Origin of the sequence: Leptothoe sp. LEGE 181152 (assembly GCF_032906605.1) — a bacterium.
Lineage (GTDB): Bacteria > Cyanobacteriota > Cyanobacteriia > Phormidesmidales > Phormidesmidaceae > Leptothoe > Leptothoe turfae.
The window spans coordinates 272057-291856 of record NZ_JASATU010000067.1 but is presented as its reverse complement, the minus strand read 5'-3'; the positions used below and the strand labels follow the sequence as shown (position 1 = coordinate 291856).

General features: G+C 48.3%; 16 protein-coding genes and 1 pseudogene. 5 read left to right on the top strand and 12 right to left on the bottom strand.

Annotation, left to right across the window (positions count from 1 at the left end):
• Positions 1–6: 6 nt before the first annotated feature.
• The 5 genes from QGP82_RS33550 to QGP82_RS33530 all read right to left on the bottom strand — a co-directional run bounded on the left by QGP82_RS33550 (position 7) and on the right by QGP82_RS33530 (position 5309).
• Positions 7–1647: a class I SAM-dependent methyltransferase gene (locus QGP82_RS33550; RefSeq protein WP_499062200.1), complete on the bottom strand. Its 1641-nt coding sequence runs from the start codon at positions 1645–1647 to the stop codon at positions 7–9.
• A 59-nt stretch (positions 1648–1706) separates the two neighbouring features.
• On the bottom strand, positions 1707–2249 hold the full coding sequence (locus QGP82_RS33545) for a metal-dependent hydrolase (RefSeq protein WP_163663727.1): 543 nt from the start codon (positions 2247–2249) through the stop codon (positions 1707–1709).
• A 52-nt stretch (positions 2250–2301) separates the two neighbouring features.
• The gene (locus QGP82_RS33540) at positions 2302–3963 is read right to left on the bottom strand and encodes a glycerol-3-phosphate dehydrogenase/oxidase (RefSeq protein WP_499062199.1); all 1662 of its coding nucleotides are present in this window, start codon (positions 3961–3963) and stop codon (positions 2302–2304) included.
• An 80-nt stretch (positions 3964–4043) separates the two neighbouring features.
• Positions 4044–4670 carry a glycosyltransferase gene (locus QGP82_RS33535; RefSeq protein WP_163663723.1) on the bottom strand — a complete coding sequence of 209 codons (627 nt, stop codon included), beginning with the start codon at positions 4668–4670 and terminating at the stop codon, positions 4044–4046.
• A 66-nt stretch (positions 4671–4736) separates the two neighbouring features.
• Complete coding sequence (locus QGP82_RS33530; protein WP_163663721.1) at positions 4737–5309, bottom strand: glycosyltransferase; 573 nt, start codon at positions 5307–5309, stop codon at positions 4737–4739.
• A gap of 517 nt (positions 5310–5826) precedes the next feature.
• Here QGP82_RS33530 and dnaG point away from each other — a divergent pair.
• A complete protein-coding gene (gene dnaG / locus QGP82_RS33525; RefSeq protein ID WP_499062198.1) occupies positions 5827–7776 on the top strand; it encodes a DNA primase in 1950 nt (649 codons plus the stop codon).
• A 33-nt stretch (positions 7777–7809) separates the two neighbouring features.
• Here the strand turns inward: dnaG and QGP82_RS33520 are convergent, their stop codons facing one another.
• Positions 7810–8994 carry a C39 family peptidase gene (locus QGP82_RS33520; RefSeq protein ID WP_499062197.1) on the bottom strand — a complete coding sequence of 395 codons (1185 nt, stop codon included), beginning with the start codon at positions 8992–8994 and terminating at the stop codon, positions 7810–7812.
• Positions 8995–9068: 74 nt separating this feature from the next.
• Here QGP82_RS33520 and QGP82_RS33515 point away from each other — a divergent pair, with 74 nt between their 5' ends.
• The gene (locus QGP82_RS33515) at positions 9069–9515 is read left to right on the top strand and encodes a YraN family protein (RefSeq protein ID WP_163663715.1); all 447 of its coding nucleotides are present in this window, start codon (positions 9069–9071) and stop codon (positions 9513–9515) included.
• A 24-nt stretch (positions 9516–9539) separates the two neighbouring features.
• Here the strand turns inward: QGP82_RS33515 and QGP82_RS33510 are convergent, their stop codons facing one another.
• On the bottom strand, positions 9540–9929 hold the full coding sequence (locus QGP82_RS33510; RefSeq protein WP_006517587.1) for a hypothetical protein: 390 nt from the start codon (positions 9927–9929) through the stop codon (positions 9540–9542).
• Positions 9930–10172: 243 nt separating this feature from the next.
• Between QGP82_RS33510 and queA the strand changes: the two genes are divergently transcribed.
• Positions 10173–11228: a tRNA preQ1(34) S-adenosylmethionine ribosyltransferase-isomerase QueA gene (gene queA / locus QGP82_RS33505; protein WP_163671628.1), complete on the top strand. Its 1056-nt coding sequence runs from the start codon at positions 10173–10175 to the stop codon at positions 11226–11228.
• 238 nt (positions 11229–11466) lie between these two features.
• On the top strand, positions 11467–13164 hold the full coding sequence (locus QGP82_RS33500; protein ID WP_499062196.1) for an ATP-binding protein: 1698 nt from the start codon (positions 11467–11469) through the stop codon (positions 13162–13164).
• Positions 13165–13527: 363 nt separating this feature from the next.
• On the opposite strand, the gene QGP82_RS33495 is transcribed toward QGP82_RS33500, so the two are convergent.
• From QGP82_RS33495 to QGP82_RS33485, 3 genes are read right to left on the bottom strand one after another with little or no spacing between them, the layout of a single operon-like run.
• Positions 13528–15336, bottom strand: a complete 1809-nt coding sequence (locus QGP82_RS33495; protein ID WP_499062195.1) for a PAS domain S-box protein — start codon at positions 15334–15336, stop codon at positions 13528–13530.
• Positions 15337–15343: 7 nt separating this feature from the next.
• Positions 15344–16372 (bottom strand): glutaminase A, encoded by a 1029-nt coding sequence (glsA, locus tag QGP82_RS33490; protein WP_499062194.1) that lies wholly within the window; start codon positions 16370–16372, stop codon positions 15344–15346.
• Positions 16373–16377: 5 nt separating this feature from the next.
• Positions 16378–17136: a MinD/ParA family ATP-binding protein gene (locus QGP82_RS33485; protein WP_163663707.1), complete on the bottom strand. Its 759-nt coding sequence runs from the start codon at positions 17134–17136 to the stop codon at positions 16378–16380.
• Positions 17137–17349: 213 nt separating this feature from the next.
• Between QGP82_RS33485 and QGP82_RS33480 the strand changes: the two are divergent.
• Positions 17350–17817: pseudogene (locus tag QGP82_RS33480) on the top strand (PAS domain-containing protein); the annotation flags it as partial.
• 32 nt (positions 17818–17849) lie between these two features.
• On the opposite strand, the gene QGP82_RS33475 reads toward QGP82_RS33480, so the two are convergent.
• Complete coding sequence (locus tag QGP82_RS33475; RefSeq protein WP_499062192.1) at positions 17850–18740, bottom strand: flavin monoamine oxidase family protein; 891 nt, start codon at positions 18738–18740, stop codon at positions 17850–17852.
• A 96-nt stretch (positions 18741–18836) separates the two neighbouring features.
• Complete coding sequence (locus tag QGP82_RS33470) at positions 18837–19448, bottom strand: flavin monoamine oxidase family protein (protein WP_499062191.1); 612 nt, start codon at positions 19446–19448, stop codon at positions 18837–18839.
• Positions 19449–19800: the final 352 nt, after the last annotated feature.

Genomic DNA, 19800 nt, shown 5'->3' with positions numbered 1-19800 from the left:
AACCCTCTAACGCTTCTGAAATTTAGCAATCACAGGTGAACCCAATAATCGCGTTAACCCTAGCAGTCGGGGTGCTTGCTCTAATAGCGAAGAGGCTTTTGGCTTCCCTAATGTACGATGAAGCACCATCGGCCAAAAGAATTGAGCATAGCGTTGACTTGGGTGCCAGCCGATAGACTCGCAGTGGTCAATAATTTCTTGTTCGTGATAACAAACAAAGGGACGGGTATTGCCTTCTAACCCTTTTTTGAATTTGAAGAGGGCGGGTGCGATCGCATTTACACTACGCACCGTCGGATAGTCCACAATAACAGCCTTACCAGCCACTCTGATAAGCTCCCTGAGAAACTGCTGCCACTGGGTCACATGGGCCAAAAAGCGATAGCTAATCACCACATCAAAGGCATTATCTGAGTAAGGCATATCCAGCACATTGCCTACCTGAAAGGCGCACTGCCTCTGGTCAAGATAGGTCTGAAGTCTGGCCTTGCAGATCTCGGCACTCCCCAGCACAGTCACGTCATATCCTTGCTCTATCAGGACTTTGGTCAACTGACCGTGACCACCGCCCACATCTAGCACCTTCGCCCCTGGGTAAGCGGCCAACATTTTTAAGGTGGCCGCTTCTTGTACCTGTAATAGCCACTCACCAATGGCTCCAGCAAAACGAGAAGCATAGTCCTCAGAGGATGTTTCGATATCGGCAGTTTCAGGAAAACCGCCAGGAGCTAGTGTGTTTTGAGGTGCCATGGGTGGGGATGGAGATGGCTGGACTCTCCCCCTAAGGGGTACTCCCCTTAGGCCCCCCACCCTGAGAGCAATTTGATTGCGCATAAAGTGCCAGGGTGTCTCTAGGCTACCGTAGGGTTGCCAGCTCACGGCTGGATTGAGCAAACTCGATTTTATGTAATGCCCCGGTTTGTGGCCATCAAATTCTCCCAATCGCATGAGACCATATCTACCTGGGCGAGAAACTTCTAAACTCAAGGGCAACGGATCCGTACCCAGCAAAACGGAGCGTCCTTGCTGCTCTACTTGCGAGAAATAAGGAGGCCTTAGCCAAAATTGAGGTCGCCCACTGTTATCTCCCAGAAATAGGGGGGATAGGGATTTCTGTTGGAGCAGATGGGTAATTAAATTTCCTCGTTTACCAACCCATTTGCCCACTCCCCAGGGCAGTACAGCAATGCCTCCAGCCGCTTGAATGGCTTCAATAGTGGCTTGGGTCGATAACCCATCGGGGAAGGTGCGATCGCAAATTAACGCCGCCACTTCTAACTTTTCAGCCGTAACAATTTGTCGACCCGCCACCAGATAAAGGGTTCTACCTTGAGTATCAGTAGCTCGCAAAGACAAGGTTTCTGCGGTCGCATGAAAGGTCCAGCGATGGGAAGATTCACCCACATGTGTCACTAGGGACTGAAACCAGTTGTGAGATTTACTCTCCGTCAGCAAGAGCACACCAGTAAACCCAGCTTGATGCCCAGTCTGACTGTAAAAATTTTGCCAGGCTGAGTCTAGGAATGTATCGATATTAAAGCAGTCATAAATATGAACATGGGTGTCAATCAGAATAGGCTGACTGCTGGTTGAGGGGAAAGTTTGAGGGTTGGCTCTATTGACTTCAGCGTTGGTTAGAGAGGTCATAGGATTAATCAGTGCTCAGAAGGATTTGGCTGTTCTAGCTCAATCGCATCATGTAATAGTTACTGTTCAAGGCGGGATGTCTTATGTTTTTGCTGCTGCCTAAATGATTTCCACTGAGATAATCCCCACAATAAAAGAACCGTATAGGTAAGCTCAAACGTCAGAAAGAAGAGGTGGATGGAATTGAATAGACCATGGGAATGGTGCACCGCTGGAAACAAAGGGACGGCGGACTGAAACATCTGATCACTAACAGGCCACAGTAACGGGATACCTGAGCCTCCTTGGGTAAAAAAATCTAGAACCAGGTGAGAACAGTAGATAACCAGGGTGAGGGCAAAGATTCTGAGGTACTTAATAGCAGTCCTATTGCTGGCTAATTTGCTCACCATCAAGCTAAATATAAGCGCAAAGATCAGACTGTGGGTAAAGCCGCGATGGGTATTGATCCCAGCCACAATTTTGGGCAGAAAATCAAAATCTGCTGCGATCGCAACAAAGACCGCATATAACGCCAGGGGTAAAACGCTATGAACTTTAGGAAACTCCAGCCCTCTGGCGATGGCATAACCAGAGACGGAATGGGCAATAGGAGATGGCATAGGTTAGTTAAATAAAAGATAAATAAAGCAACAGATCAGGTTTTGAACACAGCTACACGGTGACAACATCTCGACTAGACGTTTTATCTCCAGACATTAGATCTGCGATTTCTGCTTGGGTTTGAGCATAGCTCCAACCTAGCTCTTGAGCCATCGTTTCTCCACAAAGACGAATCATGGCATCACTAGGGACACCAGCCGATCCCAGATCAGTGCGGCGGAAAATCACATCCTTTAATGTTTGAGCCATTTCTGTCTGTACGGCATGACGAACTTGAGCGACAATCGCTTGGGTTGAGTCTGCGCTTTGACCTCTAAAGATATCCGAGTAAACACAACCATAGTTGTAGACAAGATGCCGCACTTCAGAGGGATTTAGCTGACTATGGTCTTGTTCAAGAATCTGTTGAATAAAGTCTTCAATATTTTCAATGGATCCACCTACCAGTGTTGTACTGGCTGAACGTGAGGGTGGGGGTGTCTGCTCCCAGGTACGGAATAAATAATCCACAACCTTTTGGGCCACGTCTCGTGAGGTGGTGTATTTAACACCGGTCACCGATAACAGGCCTCCATAGCCCTCAGCGGCATGGTCCCGAATACAGTAGCGTTTTGCCAGCCGAGGTTCACCACTGCTAGAAAGGCCTATTTGTGGCAGTAACCCACCATGGACAAAGGCCACATCCTCTCTAGTCAGTTGAGCAGGTCGGTAGGCTTGGTTAATCTGTCGCAGCAGGCTTTGGATTTCCGCTTCGTCCACATGCCAACTATCGGGTGACTCGTCACATACACTGTATAGTGTGCCGATCATGGATGTGCCACGCCAAGGTGCTACAAATAGCATCCGAGATTTTTGCTGTGTCTTTTGGGTACCCATGCCTTCAGGTAAACTTTGCAAGGCAATGGCGTAGGGCGTCTTCAACAGCGGTCGACGCAGCACCACATTCCAAGCCTTAGCAAATGCCTGGGGAGATGGAGGCTTAGGCAATCGTGCTAAGACCTGGTTCAGCCAAGGTCCGCTGGTATTGATAACGGCTTTGGCTCGAACATCAAATGATTCATGGGTGAACGCATCTTGGGCAACAATGCCTTGAATCCGATCCCCGGTCTGTAAAAAATCCGTTGCTTTGACATAGTTCGCAACAGTGGCTCCTTGCTGAACGGCTGATTGGATAAAAGCTAATGTCAAGCGTTCAGAATTATAAACTTGGGCATCGTGGAAGGTGGCTGCGCCCGTTAATCCCTGTGTTGTAATCTCGGGTACTTGTTGCTGACACCATTGCCGAGAAAGAACCCGACCCGGAGGGATATACTTTTGGGGATCGCTCAAGTGTTGGTTGCGATCGCAACTAATTAAATCATTGAGCTTCAATGCAACAACCATGGCCTCTTTCCCCTTCAGACCATGCCCATAGGTAGGCACTAAAATCGGCAAGGGATGAACCAAGTGGGGGGCAATACGCATCAACGTCTGCCGTTCTCGAATAGATTGCCGCATGCGTCTAAAATCGGCAGTTTGCAAATAGCGCAACCCACCATGAATGATCTTTAGACTGTTGGCCGATGTGGCTGCCCCAAAATCAGACTTGTCAATTAAAGCAACTGACAAACCCCGTAATGTGGCCTCCCAAGCAACACAGGCACCCTGAATTCCACCCCCGAGAACCAAAAGGTCAAACGATTGATTGGATAATGCCTGTAAGTTTCTCTGCATAATTGTGCCCGTGCTGCTGTGAGCCTCAAATCAACCTAGTTGAGTTACTGACCAGAGACTCTCTTAACCAGAGGACCCTCTTAGTAGCTATTGGAAAGATTAGAGGGTTGAATTTCACCTAATAATTGAGTCTGCAGCCAGTCATATAGCCCAGTCAATTTATCGGAAAATGCCTCATAGGTATGTTGCTTTGCAATCAGGGCTTGAGCTTTAATTCCCAGCTGCTCCCTCAACTCTTGATCTTGCATCAAGTGCAACATTCCTTGGGAAAAGTCCTGGGCTTCAGGCGCTGCAAGTCTAGCCACCTGATGGTTAAGCACCTGAGTATGGGTGGGTAAATTAGTCGCCAATAAAGCCTTACCGCTATCCAGGTAGGAATATAACTTCATAGGCGTATTATTACCCTGGGTACGGGGAGAAACCAGAATATCAGCCTGAGATAAGTAGTACGCCAAATCTTCTACGGGGCGCTTACCAATAAAGTGTACGCAAGCGTCAATCCCTAACTTTCGAGCATATTGCTGATAGTGCTCAATATGCTCAGACACACCACCAATAACGACCAGATGGACTTCATCCATCTGAGCTACAGCTAGCTTAAAGCTATCTAAAAGTAAATTGATCCCCTGATATCGTTCCAGGTTGCCCACATACATTAACAGGGGGCCTGTGATTTTATAGGTCTTTCTTAACTGAGTTAACTGCATTGGTAAATCCCCTTTTTTGATAGAAGCAAACACAAGCAAACACAAGCAAACACAAGCAAATCAGCTCTAGCGAGACTGATGTAGCAGTGAGATATCAGGAATTACAACAACTTTCTTGTTCGGGCTGTAGCGCTGCACCTCAGTAGCCAATGCCCGACAAACAGGAATAACAGCCTCTGCATTTTTCACAGCCGTCCCCTCAAATGCACGCAGCAAGGTCTGGAAAAACCGTAACCTGGGGTACTTATCAATTAGCTGACCTACAAGGGAGGAATCCATATCGTAAACGTACGGAATACCAAAGACTTTCTTTATAAATAACGCAATAAAAACAGCTTCTTCACCCGCATGGACAAGGTCATACCGCCCAGTCCTAGCCAATTTAACTGCCTTGATGAATACAAAAACGTCGCAGAGCAACTTTTTTCCAGAAAATCCAGGACGAATATTTCGAGTGAACCTGAATGATGGGGTGCGATGGATTCTCACATTTGTGTAGTACACATCCTTGCCTTCGGCAAATGTAATAACATCAATGTTTTCACCACGACTTGAGAGAACTCTCAGCACAAGGTCAACTGCGATAGGGGTACCCCTTGCCTGGTAAAAGGGATGTGGAGCAAGCATCAAGATGTTCATCGAAACTCTTCTATGCTCGAATGTTGTTAAAAACGGACAATCACACCGAAAACACAAAACCAAAATAAGCCCTACGAGTTATGACCTCACTAGGGACTAATTTTTAACGTTTCTATTATGCTGTTACGTAAAAATGGATACAGACAATCGAGAGGACTAAGTCCGCTGGATATTGAATCCATTACTTAACAACATTTCCAATAAGAAGCTAGAACCCAATTGGAAACAGTTGGTACTGCCTACAGCTCCTAAAGTCTAGGATGGTACTCCTACTTTACGGACCTTCGTAAATTTTCGGATATGTAACCACGAATATATCCATATATACGTAGTTTTTTCAATAGCTGGATAGGCTTCATTTATGTAATATCTATATTTTGAAGACCTGATTAAAGATTGTGTGAGCTTGGTTCAATTAAGTGAATAAGCTTGCATACTTCTAACTTGGTTTGCCCTACAGCTTGCTCGCTATGATTGATCCTATGATGGTTAGGCTAACATAGCCACCTGGAGCTCCATGGGTTCTCCCCGCATACACCCAGATACCATCGATGATGTGCGCCAGCGAGTGGACATCGTTGATGTGGTGTCCGAACATGTGGTGCTCAAAAAGCAAGGCAAAGACTTTACGGGCCTCTGTCCGTTTCATGATGATAAGTCCCCTAGTTTCAGTGTCAGTCCTTCGAAACAGTTTTATTACTGTTTTAGCTGTGGCGCTGGGGGAAATGCTTTCAAGTTTTTGATGGAATTGGGGCAGCAATCGTTTGCGGAAGTCGTCTTGGACCTGGCGCGACGGTATCAGGTCCCTGTCAAAACCTTAGAACCTGCCAAACAACAAGAGTATCAACGCAAAGTCACCCTGCGGGAACAGCTGTTTGAAATTCTGACAGTGACCGCTAAATTTTACGAACACGCCCTATATCAGAGTGCTGGGCAGGAGGCATTGGCCTATTTGCGATCGCAACGCCAATTTAGTGATGACATTCTCAAGCACTTCACCTTTGGCTATGCCCCCGATGGCTGGCAACCCCTCTATGGTTATCTGGTGGAACAAAAAAACTATTCAGTCAAACTGGTGGAACAGGCCGGTCTGATTTTACCTAATAAAAGAGGTACGGGTTACTATGACCGTTTTCGCAATCGGGTCATGGTCCCCATCCATGATCCCAACGGACGCATTATTGGTTTTGGGGGACGCTGTCTTGGGGATGAAAAACCCAAGTACTTAAACTCACCGGAGACCGAGCTGTTTGATAAGAGTAAAACTCTGTACGGGTTGGATAAGGCAAAGGGGGCGATCGCAAAGCAAGACCGCGCCATTGTTGTCGAAGGCTATTTCGATGTGGTTGCCCTCCACGCGGCAGGGATCACGAATACTGTGGCCTCTTTGGGGACTGCCCTTAATGCCGGACAGGTGAGACAGTTACTGCGCTACACCGAATCAAAGCAAATCATTTTTAATTTTGATGCTGATGCTGCCGGGGTTAAGGCAGCACAGCGAGCGATTGGTGAAGTTACTGAAATGGCTCACCGAGGTGATGTGCAGCTACGCATTCTAAATATTCCTGATGGCAAGGATCCCGATGACTACCTGAAAACCCATGTCGCTGATGAATACAATGCCTTAGTTGATGCCGCTCCGCTGTGGCTCGACTGGCAAATCCAACAAACCCTACAAAATGTAGACCTGAAACAGGCCGACCAGTTTCAAAAAGCATCCCAGGATATCGTCAAACTGCTGGCCGACATTGCCAATGCCGATACTCGCACCCACTATATTCGCCACTGCGCCGAAATCTTTAGCCAGGGTGATGCGCGACTAGTGCCCCTGCTGGCCGAAAACTTTTTAGCCCAGGTACGCCGTCAGCGACGCTCCCCAGACGACGCACCTCAAAAGTTTAAAGTCGCCATTAAAAAGAGTGCGCTGGAAGAAGCAGAAGGGTGGCTTTTACGGGTCTACATTCACATGCCGAAAAATCGCCAAGCGGTTAAACAGGCTCTGGAAGAACGGGATTTGCAACTGAGTTTTTCCCATCATCGTGCCCTCTGGCGCATGATGATGCAGTGGCAGACCGCCGATGAGGCGCAACCTGACACATCTCCCATGCGCCTACTGGAGCAGCTCCGCAATTTAGCCTCAGAATCCACCGGCCCCCTTTCCCAGGTCCATCACCTGCTTTATCTCGATGAAAAGACGCAGCGTGATATTCTCCGTGCCCCTCTAATTATTCGAGCATCCGTGGCCTGCATGGAGAAGACCCTATGCGAAAAGCGGTATCGCTATTTTCTAAAACTGTGGGAAGAAACCGACTTAGAAACTCAGCCTGATGAATGCGCCTACTATCAAAAGCAAAGCTATGCCGAGAAAAAGCGGATCGCTGAACTAGAGCAAGAGCGGCAGGTCGCTTTTGAAGATTTGGCTAGCTTACCCTGGGTTGGTGAATTTTATGGTCAGTTGGATGGATAAGCGGTGATCGAGCTGCAACGGTAGCCATAATTATTACGCACGGCTCCCTTTGAATAGACGCCCCCAACCGCTCCCAGGGCCTTCAACCTCAAAACGAGCACCTAAATTTTTATAGCTGTAGTGGCGATAGGACCCATCGGTCGAACCAGGATAGCCACCATTCACCAAGTCCATCTCTCCATAGGGGTCGTGGATAAACATGCCACTGTCGTCGTAGCCCACTGCCAAAATCATGTGACCACCACCACGGGGGCTACTGACAGGCCCCTTGTGCAACACACCTAAAACGACCGGACGACCTGCATCAAGTTCTTTTTTGACATCATTCATGGAAAGCGTAGTGTGCCATGCCGACTCCACCCCCAGGCTTGACAGTGCTCTAGTCTGAGCGCCATGATCCGTAGTGTCTCCGTAGGTTTCTACTTTAGGTAAGTAGAAATTGAGGTCTGCATTTTGGTCTTCGCCACATTCTTCCCAGAGGGCCGTTTTCATGTAGAGTGCGCCCATCCAACAGCTGGCGGTATTACACGTCCGATGCGCTTGGGCCGCGTTGTCACGCTGGGAAAAGTACATGACCGGCAGCTTTTTACCTTTCTTGGCAGGCTTAGGGGCGGGTTTTGCGGGTGCAGGCTTTGCGGGTGCTTTGGCGGGGGCAGGCTGGGTACTCTTAGTTGCTGACGCTTTAGCTGCTACTGGAGCCGTTGCATTAACCTTAACGAGCCCCTGTTGCTGCAAGCGCTTTAAAATTCCGGCTGCCCCCATTTCAGGGGTCTTCTTTGCCAGGACATTGGTGCTGCCCCACACCCAAGTGGACTGGTTACCTGAACCATCTTGAAAGCCATTCCAAAGGTCAAATCCCCAGAGATAGGCGGCTACAGTGCGGGTAGTTGCTTGGTGATATTTTTTGTCAATGAGAACTTCTGCCACTTTCTTTTCAAAGAGGGCAGGCTCGCGGAAATTCCATTCTTTGTAATGCAAAATGCCAGCAAACCACCAGGGCACAGTGGTTGATTTTTCCACAGCATCATAGTGCGATCGCAAAGCCACCAATCGATTAGTCACCCCCTGCGCTAACCCTAAAGACTCTGACCGTACTGTGCATCGGTCAAACGCTTGTTGATACTCTGCATAAAGGTCCGCTTTTAGTTTTTGACTCATGATGCGCTGTCTAGCCAGGGGATTTTGTGCCATATTACCCAGTTCTCCAGCGATTTTCATCGGTAGTTAGCAGTACTTGATTTTATGCTGACAGCCCAGGGCAATCTAGCTCGAAGGCTTAAACAAGAACGGCTATGCCTGATCAAGATCTGGGAGTGTATGGAGAGCAACTAGTGGAGACCTGGCTGATGCAGCAAGGCTGGGAAATTCTTTATCGACGATGGCACTGTCGCTGGGGAGAACTAGACCTTGTGGCCCAGGGCTACAACACCCAAGGTGGCCAGCTGAGTAGCGAAATGCTGGCATTTGTAGAAGTGAAAACGCGCAGTCGGGGCAACTGGGATCTGGATGGGCTATTATCCATTACCCGCGCTAAGCAGCGAAAACTTTGGACCACGGCTCGCCTCTTTCTCACCCGCCATCCGCATCTGGCTCAGTTGCCGTGCCGTTTAGATGTGGCATTGGTTAGCTGCCATGGGAAGGCACCACAAACCGCCAGGGCTCAGCTAAAACTGCCGGACGGTGCGCGATACCTGGTGCTACAAGACTATTTGGTCAATGCCATTGAAGGATGGGCTTAACCCCCACCCTCCATGAATAATTAATTACGCCAGGGTTTCAGGGCAATAGCCTAAACCTTGAACAAACTGCTTGCGAAATTCTTCAATTTCGTAGCGGTCAGGTTTGCCATGGGAAACAACAGCGACCTGATAACGACGCATGACATCTACGGATGTTTGGCCAGTTTCCAAACCCCATAACGCCATCCGCACGCGATAACCAGGTTTGGAACGACCGCCCAATTCATCTAAAAAAGCTTGAAAGTTCGATGCCGTATCCGGAGAGACACTTTCATGCAGCCTAACCCGAATAATCCAGCCATCGATACGATGAATAACACTTAAGAACTCTAACGGGAGCTGAGTGAGGCGATGTAGCCTTTCAACAACTCGCAGAACAAGACTGGCATTGGATAAATAGTAAACGTAATCCATAGGTATAAAGCGGTGCTACAGTCTAGATCGTTTGAATCACTTAGGCAGCCGGTCCCTAGAAATCCATCTAATAGTCTGGCATTAAATCCCTCGGCTTAGTAAGGCCGAAAACACGCCTTTATCAAAAATCAACGGTATTTCATCTGCTGTTCTTTATAAACTATGTCTCCATCTAATAGCCGTCAACCATCCCATAGTCAAGAATTGATCGATCAACAGCAGGCAAACAGCGATTATTCCTTGATGGCTTATCAATATGAACTACCGCCAAGTTTGATTGCACAGGAACCGGTTATACCCCGAGATCACTCTCGCTTAATGGTGATCTCATCAAACACCGATCACCAGCATGCCTATTTTAAAGACTTGCCTAAGTTTTTGTGTGCTGGAGACCTCCTCGTGATTAATAATACGCGAGTCATTCCGGCAAGAATGTATGGATACAAACCAAGTGGGGCGAAGGTTGAAGTTTTATTACTAGAACCCCGTATCCCACCCCATCAATGGTTGGCACTGGTCAAACCAGGACGACGCTTAAAACCAGGGAGTTCAATCTATTTTGGCCCAGATTTAGAGAACCCTCTGCTAACGGCCAGGGTAGAGGATTGCGATCTCGACACCAACGGTCGATTACTCACGTTTGAAACCACAACGGATACCCCCATCGACAAACTTATGGAAGCTTTCGGGGAAGTTCCGTTACCGCCTTACATCACCGACTCCCATGCGGAGCCGGACCAATATCAAACAATCTATGCCCAAAACCCCGGTGCCGTGGCAGCTCCTACAGCTGGTTTGCACTTTACCCCAGAGGTATTTCAAGCGCTGGAAGAAAAAGGTGTGCAGCGAGCTGAAGTTACGCTGCATGTAGGGTTGGGCACCTTTCGCCCGGTAGAATCAGAAGCGATTACTGACCATAAGATGCATGCAGAATGGGTTCATTTACCCCAAAGCACAGTCGATCTGATTAAAGAAACTAAAGCACGAGGTAACCATGTTTTTGCTGTCGGCACTACGACCACTCGCACCTTAGAAGGCGTGGTTAACCAGGAAGGCAGTCTCAAGGCGTACCAAGGTGCGGTTAATTTATTTATCTACCCTGGCTATCAGTGGCAAGTGGTGGATGGATTGATCACTAATTTTCATTTGCCTGGCTCCAGCTTATTGATGTTAGTGAGCGCACTAGTGGGCCGTCAGCGACTGATGGATCTTTATCAAGATGCGATTAAACAGGCCTATCGCTTCTATTCCTTTGGTGATGCCATGGTGATTTTGCCGGATGTTTATCGTTTAACTTAGGGAACTCAAAAATAGCCTGTTCGTCATTCTCCATGTCCCCCATGGAGAACGTGCCGCCGTACGAGCTTCTTTTGAAGTTATGTTTCGAGGCCGTTCTCCCTTTCTTACCATGGCTTGCAGAACATTTCAGGACGGTACTGCATGCATCCCTAAAAGATCAGGTTTCTTTCCAGCAATACAGGTTTACTATGGTGGGTGATATTGGCTTGCAAGCCAGCACTGATGCGATCGCACCGCTATGACTCCAACGGCTCACTCCGATTCAGGTACTGAGAATCCAGTAATTGGCACAGTCAAGGGCCCTGGCGAAGATGGCAACCAATATGTCTTTATTACTGCCGATAACAAGCGGGTCAAAATCGGTGAATTTGTCTTTTATGCCATCGAAGCACCCGATAGTAATGGCTCCTGGGAAATTTTAGGGAAGATTTCTGACCGTCGACTCATTGATCATCTACCGGATCGGATTTTTGCTGACACACAAATTAGCCCAGATACCATTGCCTCACTGATTGGGTTTGCGTATCCCAACCCAGAAATTTATGAGGTCACGGTGGATGTTATTGGCTACTTCCATCCGGCCCTTGGGTTTATTAACCCTCGCATAACCCCAGATCCAGGGGCCAAAGTCCATATTGCAGCAGATAGCCGCCTACAACAGGTCGTCAATAAAAAGCAGCCAGGCGAGGTGGGATCTGCCCAAATTGGCTCTCTACTACTGCGTCCTGGCGGCAGTGTCCCCGTCGCCCTGGACGTGAAAGAAATTGTCAGTACCCACATGGCTATCTTGGCGGGGACGGGCTCAGGCAAAAGCTACACAGCCGGTGTCCTCATCGAAGAATTTTTGCAGCCCTATAACCGAGCAGCGGTGCTCATCTTCGATCCCCATGGAGAATACAGTACCCTAGCAGAAATGCGAGGTCATTCAGCCTTTCATGACAGCGATGGCTATGCCCCTAAAGTCCAAATTCTCACACCTGAAGATATTCAGATTCGGATGTCGTCCCTGGACTATTACGATATTCTGACCCTACTGCCCGAGATGAGTGACCGTCAACAGTCCATACTCAACAAAGCGTTTACCATTTTGGGTAAACATAAACGGGGAGACTACCGGTGGAATGTAAATGATCTCATTGCAGCAGTTTACGAGGCTGACACCACAGCTGATGATGAGGGCAATGACAAGGTGGGCTCGTCTGCGCCTGCGTTGGAGTGGAAGCTGGACCGTCTAGCTCGATCTCCTTACTTTCATCAGATGAACCACATGGCCCCCCGCGATTTATTTGAGCCGGGGCAGGTGACCGTCTTGCAGATGAACGAAATCAGCCAGGAAGAACAGCAGGTTATCTGTGCAGCGGTGCTACGTCAGAGCTACCATGCGCGCATCAACACGGCCCGCGATAAAATCGAAGAAGGTGATGAAAACTATTTACCTTTTCCTGTATTCGTCTTGATCGAAGAAGCCCATCGCTTTGCTCCAGCCAAGGAACCATCTCGCTGCAAAGCAGTGCTCCGTACGATCCTTAGCGAAGGTCGTAAATTTGGCTTGGGTGTGGGATTAATCACCCAACGACCCGGCAAACTTGATTCTGATGTGCTCTCCCAGTGCATGAGCCAGTTTCTCATGCGCATTGTCAATCCAGTGGATCAAGAAAGTCTGAAGTATGGTGTAGAAGCCGCTGGACGCGATTTACTTAAGGAACTACCAGCCCTCACTAAGGGGCAGGTGATTATTTCTGGAGCCTGTGTTAATACTCCTGTCCTTTGTCAGGTACGTAAACGCCTTACTCAACATGGTGGTGAGACTCTCAACGCTCCCCAAGAATGGCAGGGATATTTTCAAAAGCATCGACTACGCACGCAACAAATTAAGTCTGCACCTGTGGCAGCTAAGCCTAAGGCAACTACCTTTAAAGGGGTGAGTATTGAGTAAGAGTGGGTTCATAAACAAATACTCAGCAGCCTGAGGAGTCTTTGACGTCCACCATCGTCGATTATCGGTTAACCGACGCAGCCTTAAGCGAATCATGATCCCATAGACCGCTCCTTCATGGTTTTCAGGTAACATCTCATAGTCTCGGTACAGATGTCTGGCCTTATCTAACCAAGATAATGTTCGCTCAATTACCCACCGATAATGCGCAAGAATAAAACTCTCTCCTAGTTTTGTTGTAAGTTCTAAAATACAGTGATAAACCTGTTCTATAATCTCTCCTAAGACTCCCAGAATTAATATCCATAGACTCTTGCAAGGGTGAGTATTGAGTGAGCTTGGCCATAGGCCTTTCTGGGTTCTTCAGCTCCAAAATTCGTCTAAATCGACTTCGGCTATTTCCTGCTGTACTTCCTGAAAGTAGCTGCTGGCAGTTAGGGTGACGACTTCCTCTTGCCGCTGCTGCTGATCGATTTCAATTTTTAGCTCGGCCAGCTGGCGTTTTAGCTCGTCTTCGCGCCGCTTGCGTTCCGTAATGTCTTGGACAATGCCCTCATAGTAGAGCACTTGACCTTGGGAGGTGCGAACGGCTCGGGCGTGGATTTGGGCCCAAATAATACTGCCGTTTTTGCAGTAGCACTGATATTGAAACCCGGTAATGCTGTCTTGCTGGTCGATTTTTGCTTGAAAGTCTGCCCGTTTTTCTGGATCAACATACAGCTGCGTACCAATGTTGGTAATGCTATCGATCATCTCTTGGGGAGAGTCATAGCCATAGATGTTGGCTAGGGCTGGGTTGACATTGATAAAACGGCCTTCAGGGCTAGATTGAAAGATCCCCTCCAGGGCGTTTTCAAAGATGCTGCGGTAGTTTTCCTCGGCAATGCGGATAGTCTCAAAGGACTGCTTCAGCTGCCGAGTCATTTTGTTAAATGAGTTGGCCAGGGTATCAATTTCGGCAATAAAACTGGACTTCACCTGCGGGTCTAGATGGCCTTGGGCCAAGCGATCGGAGGCTTGAGATAGCCGTAGAAGCGAACGGGTGATTCGACGGGCCGTCAGCACGCTTAAGGCAATAGCAACCAGCAGCGCTAGCCCACATAGCAGGATGGTATTGCGGGTGTTGGCATTAATCTGGCCCATAAAATCGGCTTCGGGCACAACGACCACAATCAGCCAATCGAGACCAAACCCATCTTGGAACGGCAGCACTTCTAAAAATTGGTGTTTACCGTTGAGCTGTAGCTGTAGCTGCTGAACTTCGGTCACGTTAGTAAACCCATTGAATCGCTGGGCGAGGTAACGGGCCGTATCTCGGACTAACTGATCGCTGCTATTGATAGCTAGCAGGGGGGTGGCAGTATCCCCATCGTTGACCATCAGGGGTTCATCGGTTGAGTTGGAAATCAGCTGCCCCTGGCGATCGATCACAAAGGCTTGCCCGGTTTGCCCGATTTGTAGGCTTTGTAAAAAGGTTCTAAATTCCTCTGGGAGCACCACATCCGTTGCACATACTCCCAGCACATCTTTGCCGGAGCGATCATACACAGGGAGGCTGGCAGTAATATTGGGTAGCCCAGTGGTAAAGGCAATGTAGATATCTGTCCACTGGGGCCGCTCGGCCAAGGCTGCCGCTTTATACCAGGGACGTTGGCGAGAATCATAGGGTGTATCTGCCTGCCATAGAAAGTTAGTGCGTTCTCCCCGGACATCTAAGCTGTAATATCGGCGCAGTTTTTGGGTGGCGGGATTACTATAAGTTAGCTGCAGTGCCCCATTCTCAGGCGATCGCAACACTCCAAAAAATTCGCCACTGCGGGCGCTACCGCAGTAGGCCAGGGCAATGGTGGGGGCAATCCGCATCTGTTGATAGAGCTGGGTTTCACCATTGCCTGCTCCGTCTACATCCAGTATGCCTCTGGCAAAGGCGCTGGCGTTGAGTCGATTGATCTCGTGGGGGGTTTCAAAATAGCTCTGTAGTTCTTGTTCAATCCGGGCTGTGACCTCATGGCGTAGTTGGATAGCCAGCCCATTCACGGCCTTTTGACCATTGCGAAAGGACAGATAGCCCACTAGACCGACGGCTCCGACAATTTGGCCAACAAACAGCACAATCAAGACCACTCGTAGGGGCAGATTGTTGGGCGACTGCAGGCGAGCTAGTAGTTTCATGGGGTATCTACCAGCTATCCACATCGTTGCCATCAATCCAGGCTTGCAGCTCTCGCTCAGGCTTGGCGGCGTTAAATAGATGTAAGCCAAAATCTGTAGCTAAGGCTTCACAAACTTTGATGCCCCGGACGCTGTTGCCTTTGGCATCTAGCGGTGGGGAAAAAGTGCCTATGCCCAGCTGCTTGGGCACTACGGCTAAAATACCGCCGCCGACACCGCTTTTGGCTGGCATCCCCACTCGATAGGCCCATTCGCCAGAGGCATCGTACATGCCGCAGGTGAGCATCACGCTAATTACGTCTTGTACATAGTACTCATCAATGGCGCGTTCTTGGGTGACAGGGTTGATGCCGCCGTTGGCCAAGGTGGCGGACATCATGGCTAAATCACGGGCGTTGACCATGATCGAGCACTGCTGAAAGTACAGGTCCAGGGTTTCGTCAATTTTGTCGCCCACCATGCCAAAGTTCAGCATCAGGTAGGACATGGCACGGTTACGGTAGCCAGTGGCCTTTTCGGATAAAAAGACAGGCACATTGATGTCGTGTTCTCGACCGGTGTAGCGCTGAAACATGGCCAGCATGCGCTTGAGTCGTTCGGTGCTGCTGCTGCCTTTGATCAGGTCTGTGGTTGCGATCGCACCTGCATTCACCATCGGGTTATAGGGGCGATTCGTTGCCTCATCCAGCACAATGGCATTAAACGCCTCCCCTGTCGGCTCTACACTCACCTTGCTATTCACATACTCACGACCATGATCTTCTAGGGCTAAACCAAACACAAAGGCCTTAGAAATCGACTGAATCGTAAACAGCTGGTCACACTCCCCCACTTCAAACACCTGACCATTTTGGGTGACCACACAAATCCCAAACCACTCCGGCTTGGCCAGCGCCAGTTCAGGAATATAGTCAGCTACATCACCGTCGTTAATGGCTTGAAACTTTTCGTGTAGCTCGGTCAAATAATTGCGAAACGGGGAGGTGACCGCCGTGATTGAGCTGGCCAGGGACTGCAAATCTCCGATGTCTGACATCCTGGCTAATCCCCTACGATTTGCTGGGCGACTTTACGAAATTCTTGACTGACTGGATGCTCCGGGTAGTTCACACAAAATACCCCTTCACTCGCCAGCTGTACAATGTCCTCAGATAGAGGAAACAGACCTGCTACGGTTTCACCGTAGGTTTCCTCCACTTTTTGCTTGAGGGCGTCCATATTTAAGCTGCTATAAACCTTATTGATCGCCAAGAGCATTTTACGAACCTTGAGCTGTCGGGCCACATCGACAGTCACTGCCGTGCCCTGATAGTCCTGTTTATCGGGACGCAAGATCAAGATCAGCACGTGGGAAATGGCAATGGATAAAAAGGTTTCTTTAGATAGCCCTGGGTGGGTATCGATGAATAGATAGTCAAGTTTTAGCGTCTTGACTAAGCTACGAAAGCCATCGTTCATCAGCCTGACATCGTAGCCATCCTTGAGAATGCGGGCAATATCATCGGCCCTGACACTAGAAGGAACCAAGTAAAGCTTGCCATCGCCAGCCACACCCAACTTTTCACCCACATCATAGGCGGCATCTTCAATAGAAGTTTCCCCCCAAAGATAATTATTTAGGGTTTTGTGGGTGTGCTCAGGCTCTAGACCAAATAGGTTATGAATACCAGGGGAAGGCACATCAGTATCCACAATACCGACGCGATTACCCTGGAGGGCGATAGTGGTCGCTAAATTAGCAGTAAAGTTGGATTTACCAGTACCGCCTCGATAAGAATGTACCGAAACAACTTTGGGCATACCTGGGAAATTATGTTGGAAGCTTCTCAAGAAAATACCAGATATAAATCTGCTATCAAAGAAAATGCCAAATTCCTTAGTAAAGCACCTCCTGACCCTGTGTTAGATCTTCATGACATCAGGCAGAGCTACCCCTGTTAGCAGAGCCTGGACCAGGGGTAGCTCCGTCTGCTTCAAGATGGCAGGAATATTCCCAAGGCGCGCAGAGGAGTGCAATCCTCTCCCCAAGGACGATTCCTGAGCGTCAACCCAGCCCTGGCCAAAATTTATGGCTATGACTCTCCCCAGGAAATGATTGCACAAATCACTAATATCGGTAAACAGCTATACGTTGATCTAGAGCGGCGAGCCGAATTTAGAGAACTGCTAGACCAACAAGGCTTTGTCAAAGACTTTGAATATCGCTGCTATCGCAAAGATGGCGATATTATCTGGACTCAAATCGATACTCGTTCTGTAAAAGATAACAACGGTAATGTGCTGTATTACGAAGGCATTGTGCAAGACATTACCGAGCGCAAGCGGCGCGAAGATGAACTCAAACGGCAATTAGAAGAGTTGCAAATCGAGATTGATCACAAAAAACTGGAAGAAGAAGTTAAAAGCCTGACTTCAAGCACCTACTTTCAGGAAGTACAGGAGGAGATATCAGATGTCAACCTAGATGAATTCTGGAGCTAGAGGTAGAATTTAAAGGGAAAACACTTCAGTAGTCAACTTAGGAGCCGAAAGAGCCGGGATAAGACAGCACGGGCCGCCAAACGTCCTGACTGTGCCGCACCATTCATATAGCCCTGGTATTCATCACTGGTATGTTCTCCAGCAAAGATTAAGTTCCCCACAGCAAACTCTTGCTCCTCTTCCCCTTCAATATAGACATAATCTTGCATAAACCCGGTGTACTGTCCCGGTTGCCAGCAGGCATAACTTCCCAGGGCATAACTATGGGTTGGCCAGTGTAGGCGAGTTGCTTTGCCATTCCAGGCTGCTGCTAAACCGGGAATTAGATCATTGAGCATTTGTGTATAGATTCGAGCATTTTCGCGAACGCTATAACGCTTGCTCTCAAATCCAACATTTCCCCCTAAGTAAAAGGTGAGAGATCCTGTTTCTGTTTCTTGAAGTTGCGTGGTTTCAAAAAAGGTTTGGTAAGGAAGATTGGTATGCCCCACCCCACTTAATTTTTGTTCTCGCCAAATAGATTTGCTGTACCCCGTAGCGACTTTGACATTATTGGCATAACCTACTTGATGAATGAATTGACGTAGGGATCGAGGTAGGTCCAACTGCAGCGGAATGCGGCGAAGAACGCTAAAGGGAATAGCAAGAATAACAATATCCGCATCGACATCCCTGTAGTTAAGTGTGAGTCGGAATCGTTCACCCTGGCTGCGAATAGAAGTCAAGGTCATTCCTGTTTCAATTTGGCCTTGCACCTGTTGGGCAATCGCGTCAGTGATGGCCTGAGTCCCATTTTGGACAAGGTATCGTTCGTCGGACTCCCCCGTTGGTTCAACGTTCCCGTCTTCACCGACGCTGGGAATCAACCAAACTAGATTGAGAGCGGTAATCTCGTCAGTTTCAAGTCCCATTTCTGCAACCATGACAGTCTCGATAAGCTCTCGCACCCAGCCTGAAATGCCAAGGCGATCGCAATAGTCAGAAACCGAGAGGGCATCCAGTTCAACGCTAACCGTATCCTAATCTTCATCCAGCCGCTTGGCATCAACGGCAATTCGTTCGGCAATGGGGATCAGTGCTTCTCCCAGTTCGGCCTCAGAAATTGTGCGCCCGTCGAAATAATACAGATTCTTCAATGCCAGCTCATCGGGAGTAAAGCGATCGATCAGGGGAATATTCAGTTCTTCAGCCAGGGCGATCATATCCTCATGATCGCTATTGATATACTCGGCTCCGAGGTTCACCCAGGCATTTTCTCCAATGGCATCGTGTACTGTATACATCCTGCCACCGACACGGTTTGAGGCTTCGTAAATTGTGGCGCGATGGCCTGCTTTTTTTAATTGGTAAGCGGCATTAAGTCCGGCAAGGCCTGCCCCCACAATCACAATTTTCGGAGGATTAACGACCTGGGCAAGCACGACATTTCGAAACCCTTGACTCCCAGTGGCCAGCATTGTCCCACCTCCAAAGGCAGCAGCTGTTTTCAAGAATTTGCGTCGTCCCAGTCTGCCTTTCTTTTGATTTTTTTGGAGTTCATACAGTTCATCAATAGGCATTCGGTAAAGCTTCGCAAGAGTTGCAGACCTCAGAGCGCGAGAAAACAAGCTAAATAGAGGAGTCCGTGCCATATCCTGTAGATTTCTCCAGTAGATTTGGTTTAAAGAAAAGCTAGATGTGAGAAAGGTAAACTGATTTCAGCCAAGTCAAGAGATAGTTGAGTTAGTATTTAATTACATAAGAAAATGCGGACCAATAAAATGATCCGCATTGGCAAACATCAAAGAGTCTTTTCAAACTTTTTAAGTTGCCTTTTAATTTGCTGTATTCTCAGTTGTGAATACATTACATATATAGCAAAAGACAAAAGTAAGTAAAGTCGGAAAAGACGGCTGAAGAGCGACTTTACGCATTCTTTTTATTTCATATGAAATGATACTTTTAAAGTTTGAATCTTCATGGTGAGCGAATCAAAAAACAGAC

Coding starts and splice junctions, on each gene's coding strand:
- QGP82_RS33520 (WP_499062197.1), bottom strand. CDS start 8,994: ATGAAAATCGCTGGAGAACTGGGTAATATGGCACAAAATCCCCTGGCT.
- QGP82_RS33535 (WP_163663723.1), bottom strand. CDS start 4,670: ATGCAGTTAACTCAGTTAAGAAAGACCTATAAAATCACAGGCCCCCTG.
- QGP82_RS33515 (WP_163663715.1), top strand. CDS start 9,069: ATGCCTGATCAAGATCTGGGAGTGTATGGAGAGCAACTAGTGGAGACC.
- QGP82_RS33545 (WP_163663727.1), bottom strand. CDS start 2,249: ATGCCATCTCCTATTGCCCATTCCGTCTCTGGTTATGCCATCGCCAGA.
- glsA (WP_499062194.1), bottom strand. CDS start 16,372: ATGTCAGACATCGGAGATTTGCAGTCCCTGGCCAGCTCAATCACGGCG.
- QGP82_RS33485 (WP_163663707.1), bottom strand. CDS start 17,136: ATGCCCAAAGTTGTTTCGGTACATTCTTATCGAGGCGGTACTGGTAAA.
- queA (WP_163671628.1), top strand. CDS start 10,173: ATGGCTTATCAATATGAACTACCGCCAAGTTTGATTGCACAGGAACCG.
- QGP82_RS33530 (WP_163663721.1), bottom strand. CDS start 5,309: ATGAACATCTTGATGCTTGCTCCACATCCCTTTTACCAGGCAAGGGGT.
- QGP82_RS33495 (WP_499062195.1), bottom strand. CDS start 15,336: ATGAAACTACTAGCTCGCCTGCAGTCGCCCAACAATCTGCCCCTACGA.
- QGP82_RS33550 (WP_499062200.1), bottom strand. CDS start 1,647: ATGACCTCTCTAACCAACGCTGAAGTCAATAGAGCCAACCCTCAAACT.
- QGP82_RS33500 (WP_499062196.1), top strand. CDS start 11,467: ATGACTCCAACGGCTCACTCCGATTCAGGTACTGAGAATCCAGTAATT.
- dnaG (WP_499062198.1), top strand. CDS start 5,827: ATGGGTTCTCCCCGCATACACCCAGATACCATCGATGATGTGCGCCAG.
- QGP82_RS33540 (WP_499062199.1), bottom strand. CDS start 3,963: ATGCAGAGAAACTTACAGGCATTATCCAATCAATCGTTTGACCTTTTG.
- QGP82_RS33470 (WP_499062191.1), bottom strand. CDS start 19,448: ATGGCACGGACTCCTCTATTTAGCTTGTTTTCTCGCGCTCTGAGGTCT.
- QGP82_RS33475 (WP_499062192.1), bottom strand. CDS start 18,740: ATGGTTGCAGAAATGGGACTTGAAACTGACGAGATTACCGCTCTCAAT.
- QGP82_RS33510 (WP_006517587.1), bottom strand. CDS start 9,929: ATGGATTACGTTTACTATTTATCCAATGCCAGTCTTGTTCTGCGAGTT.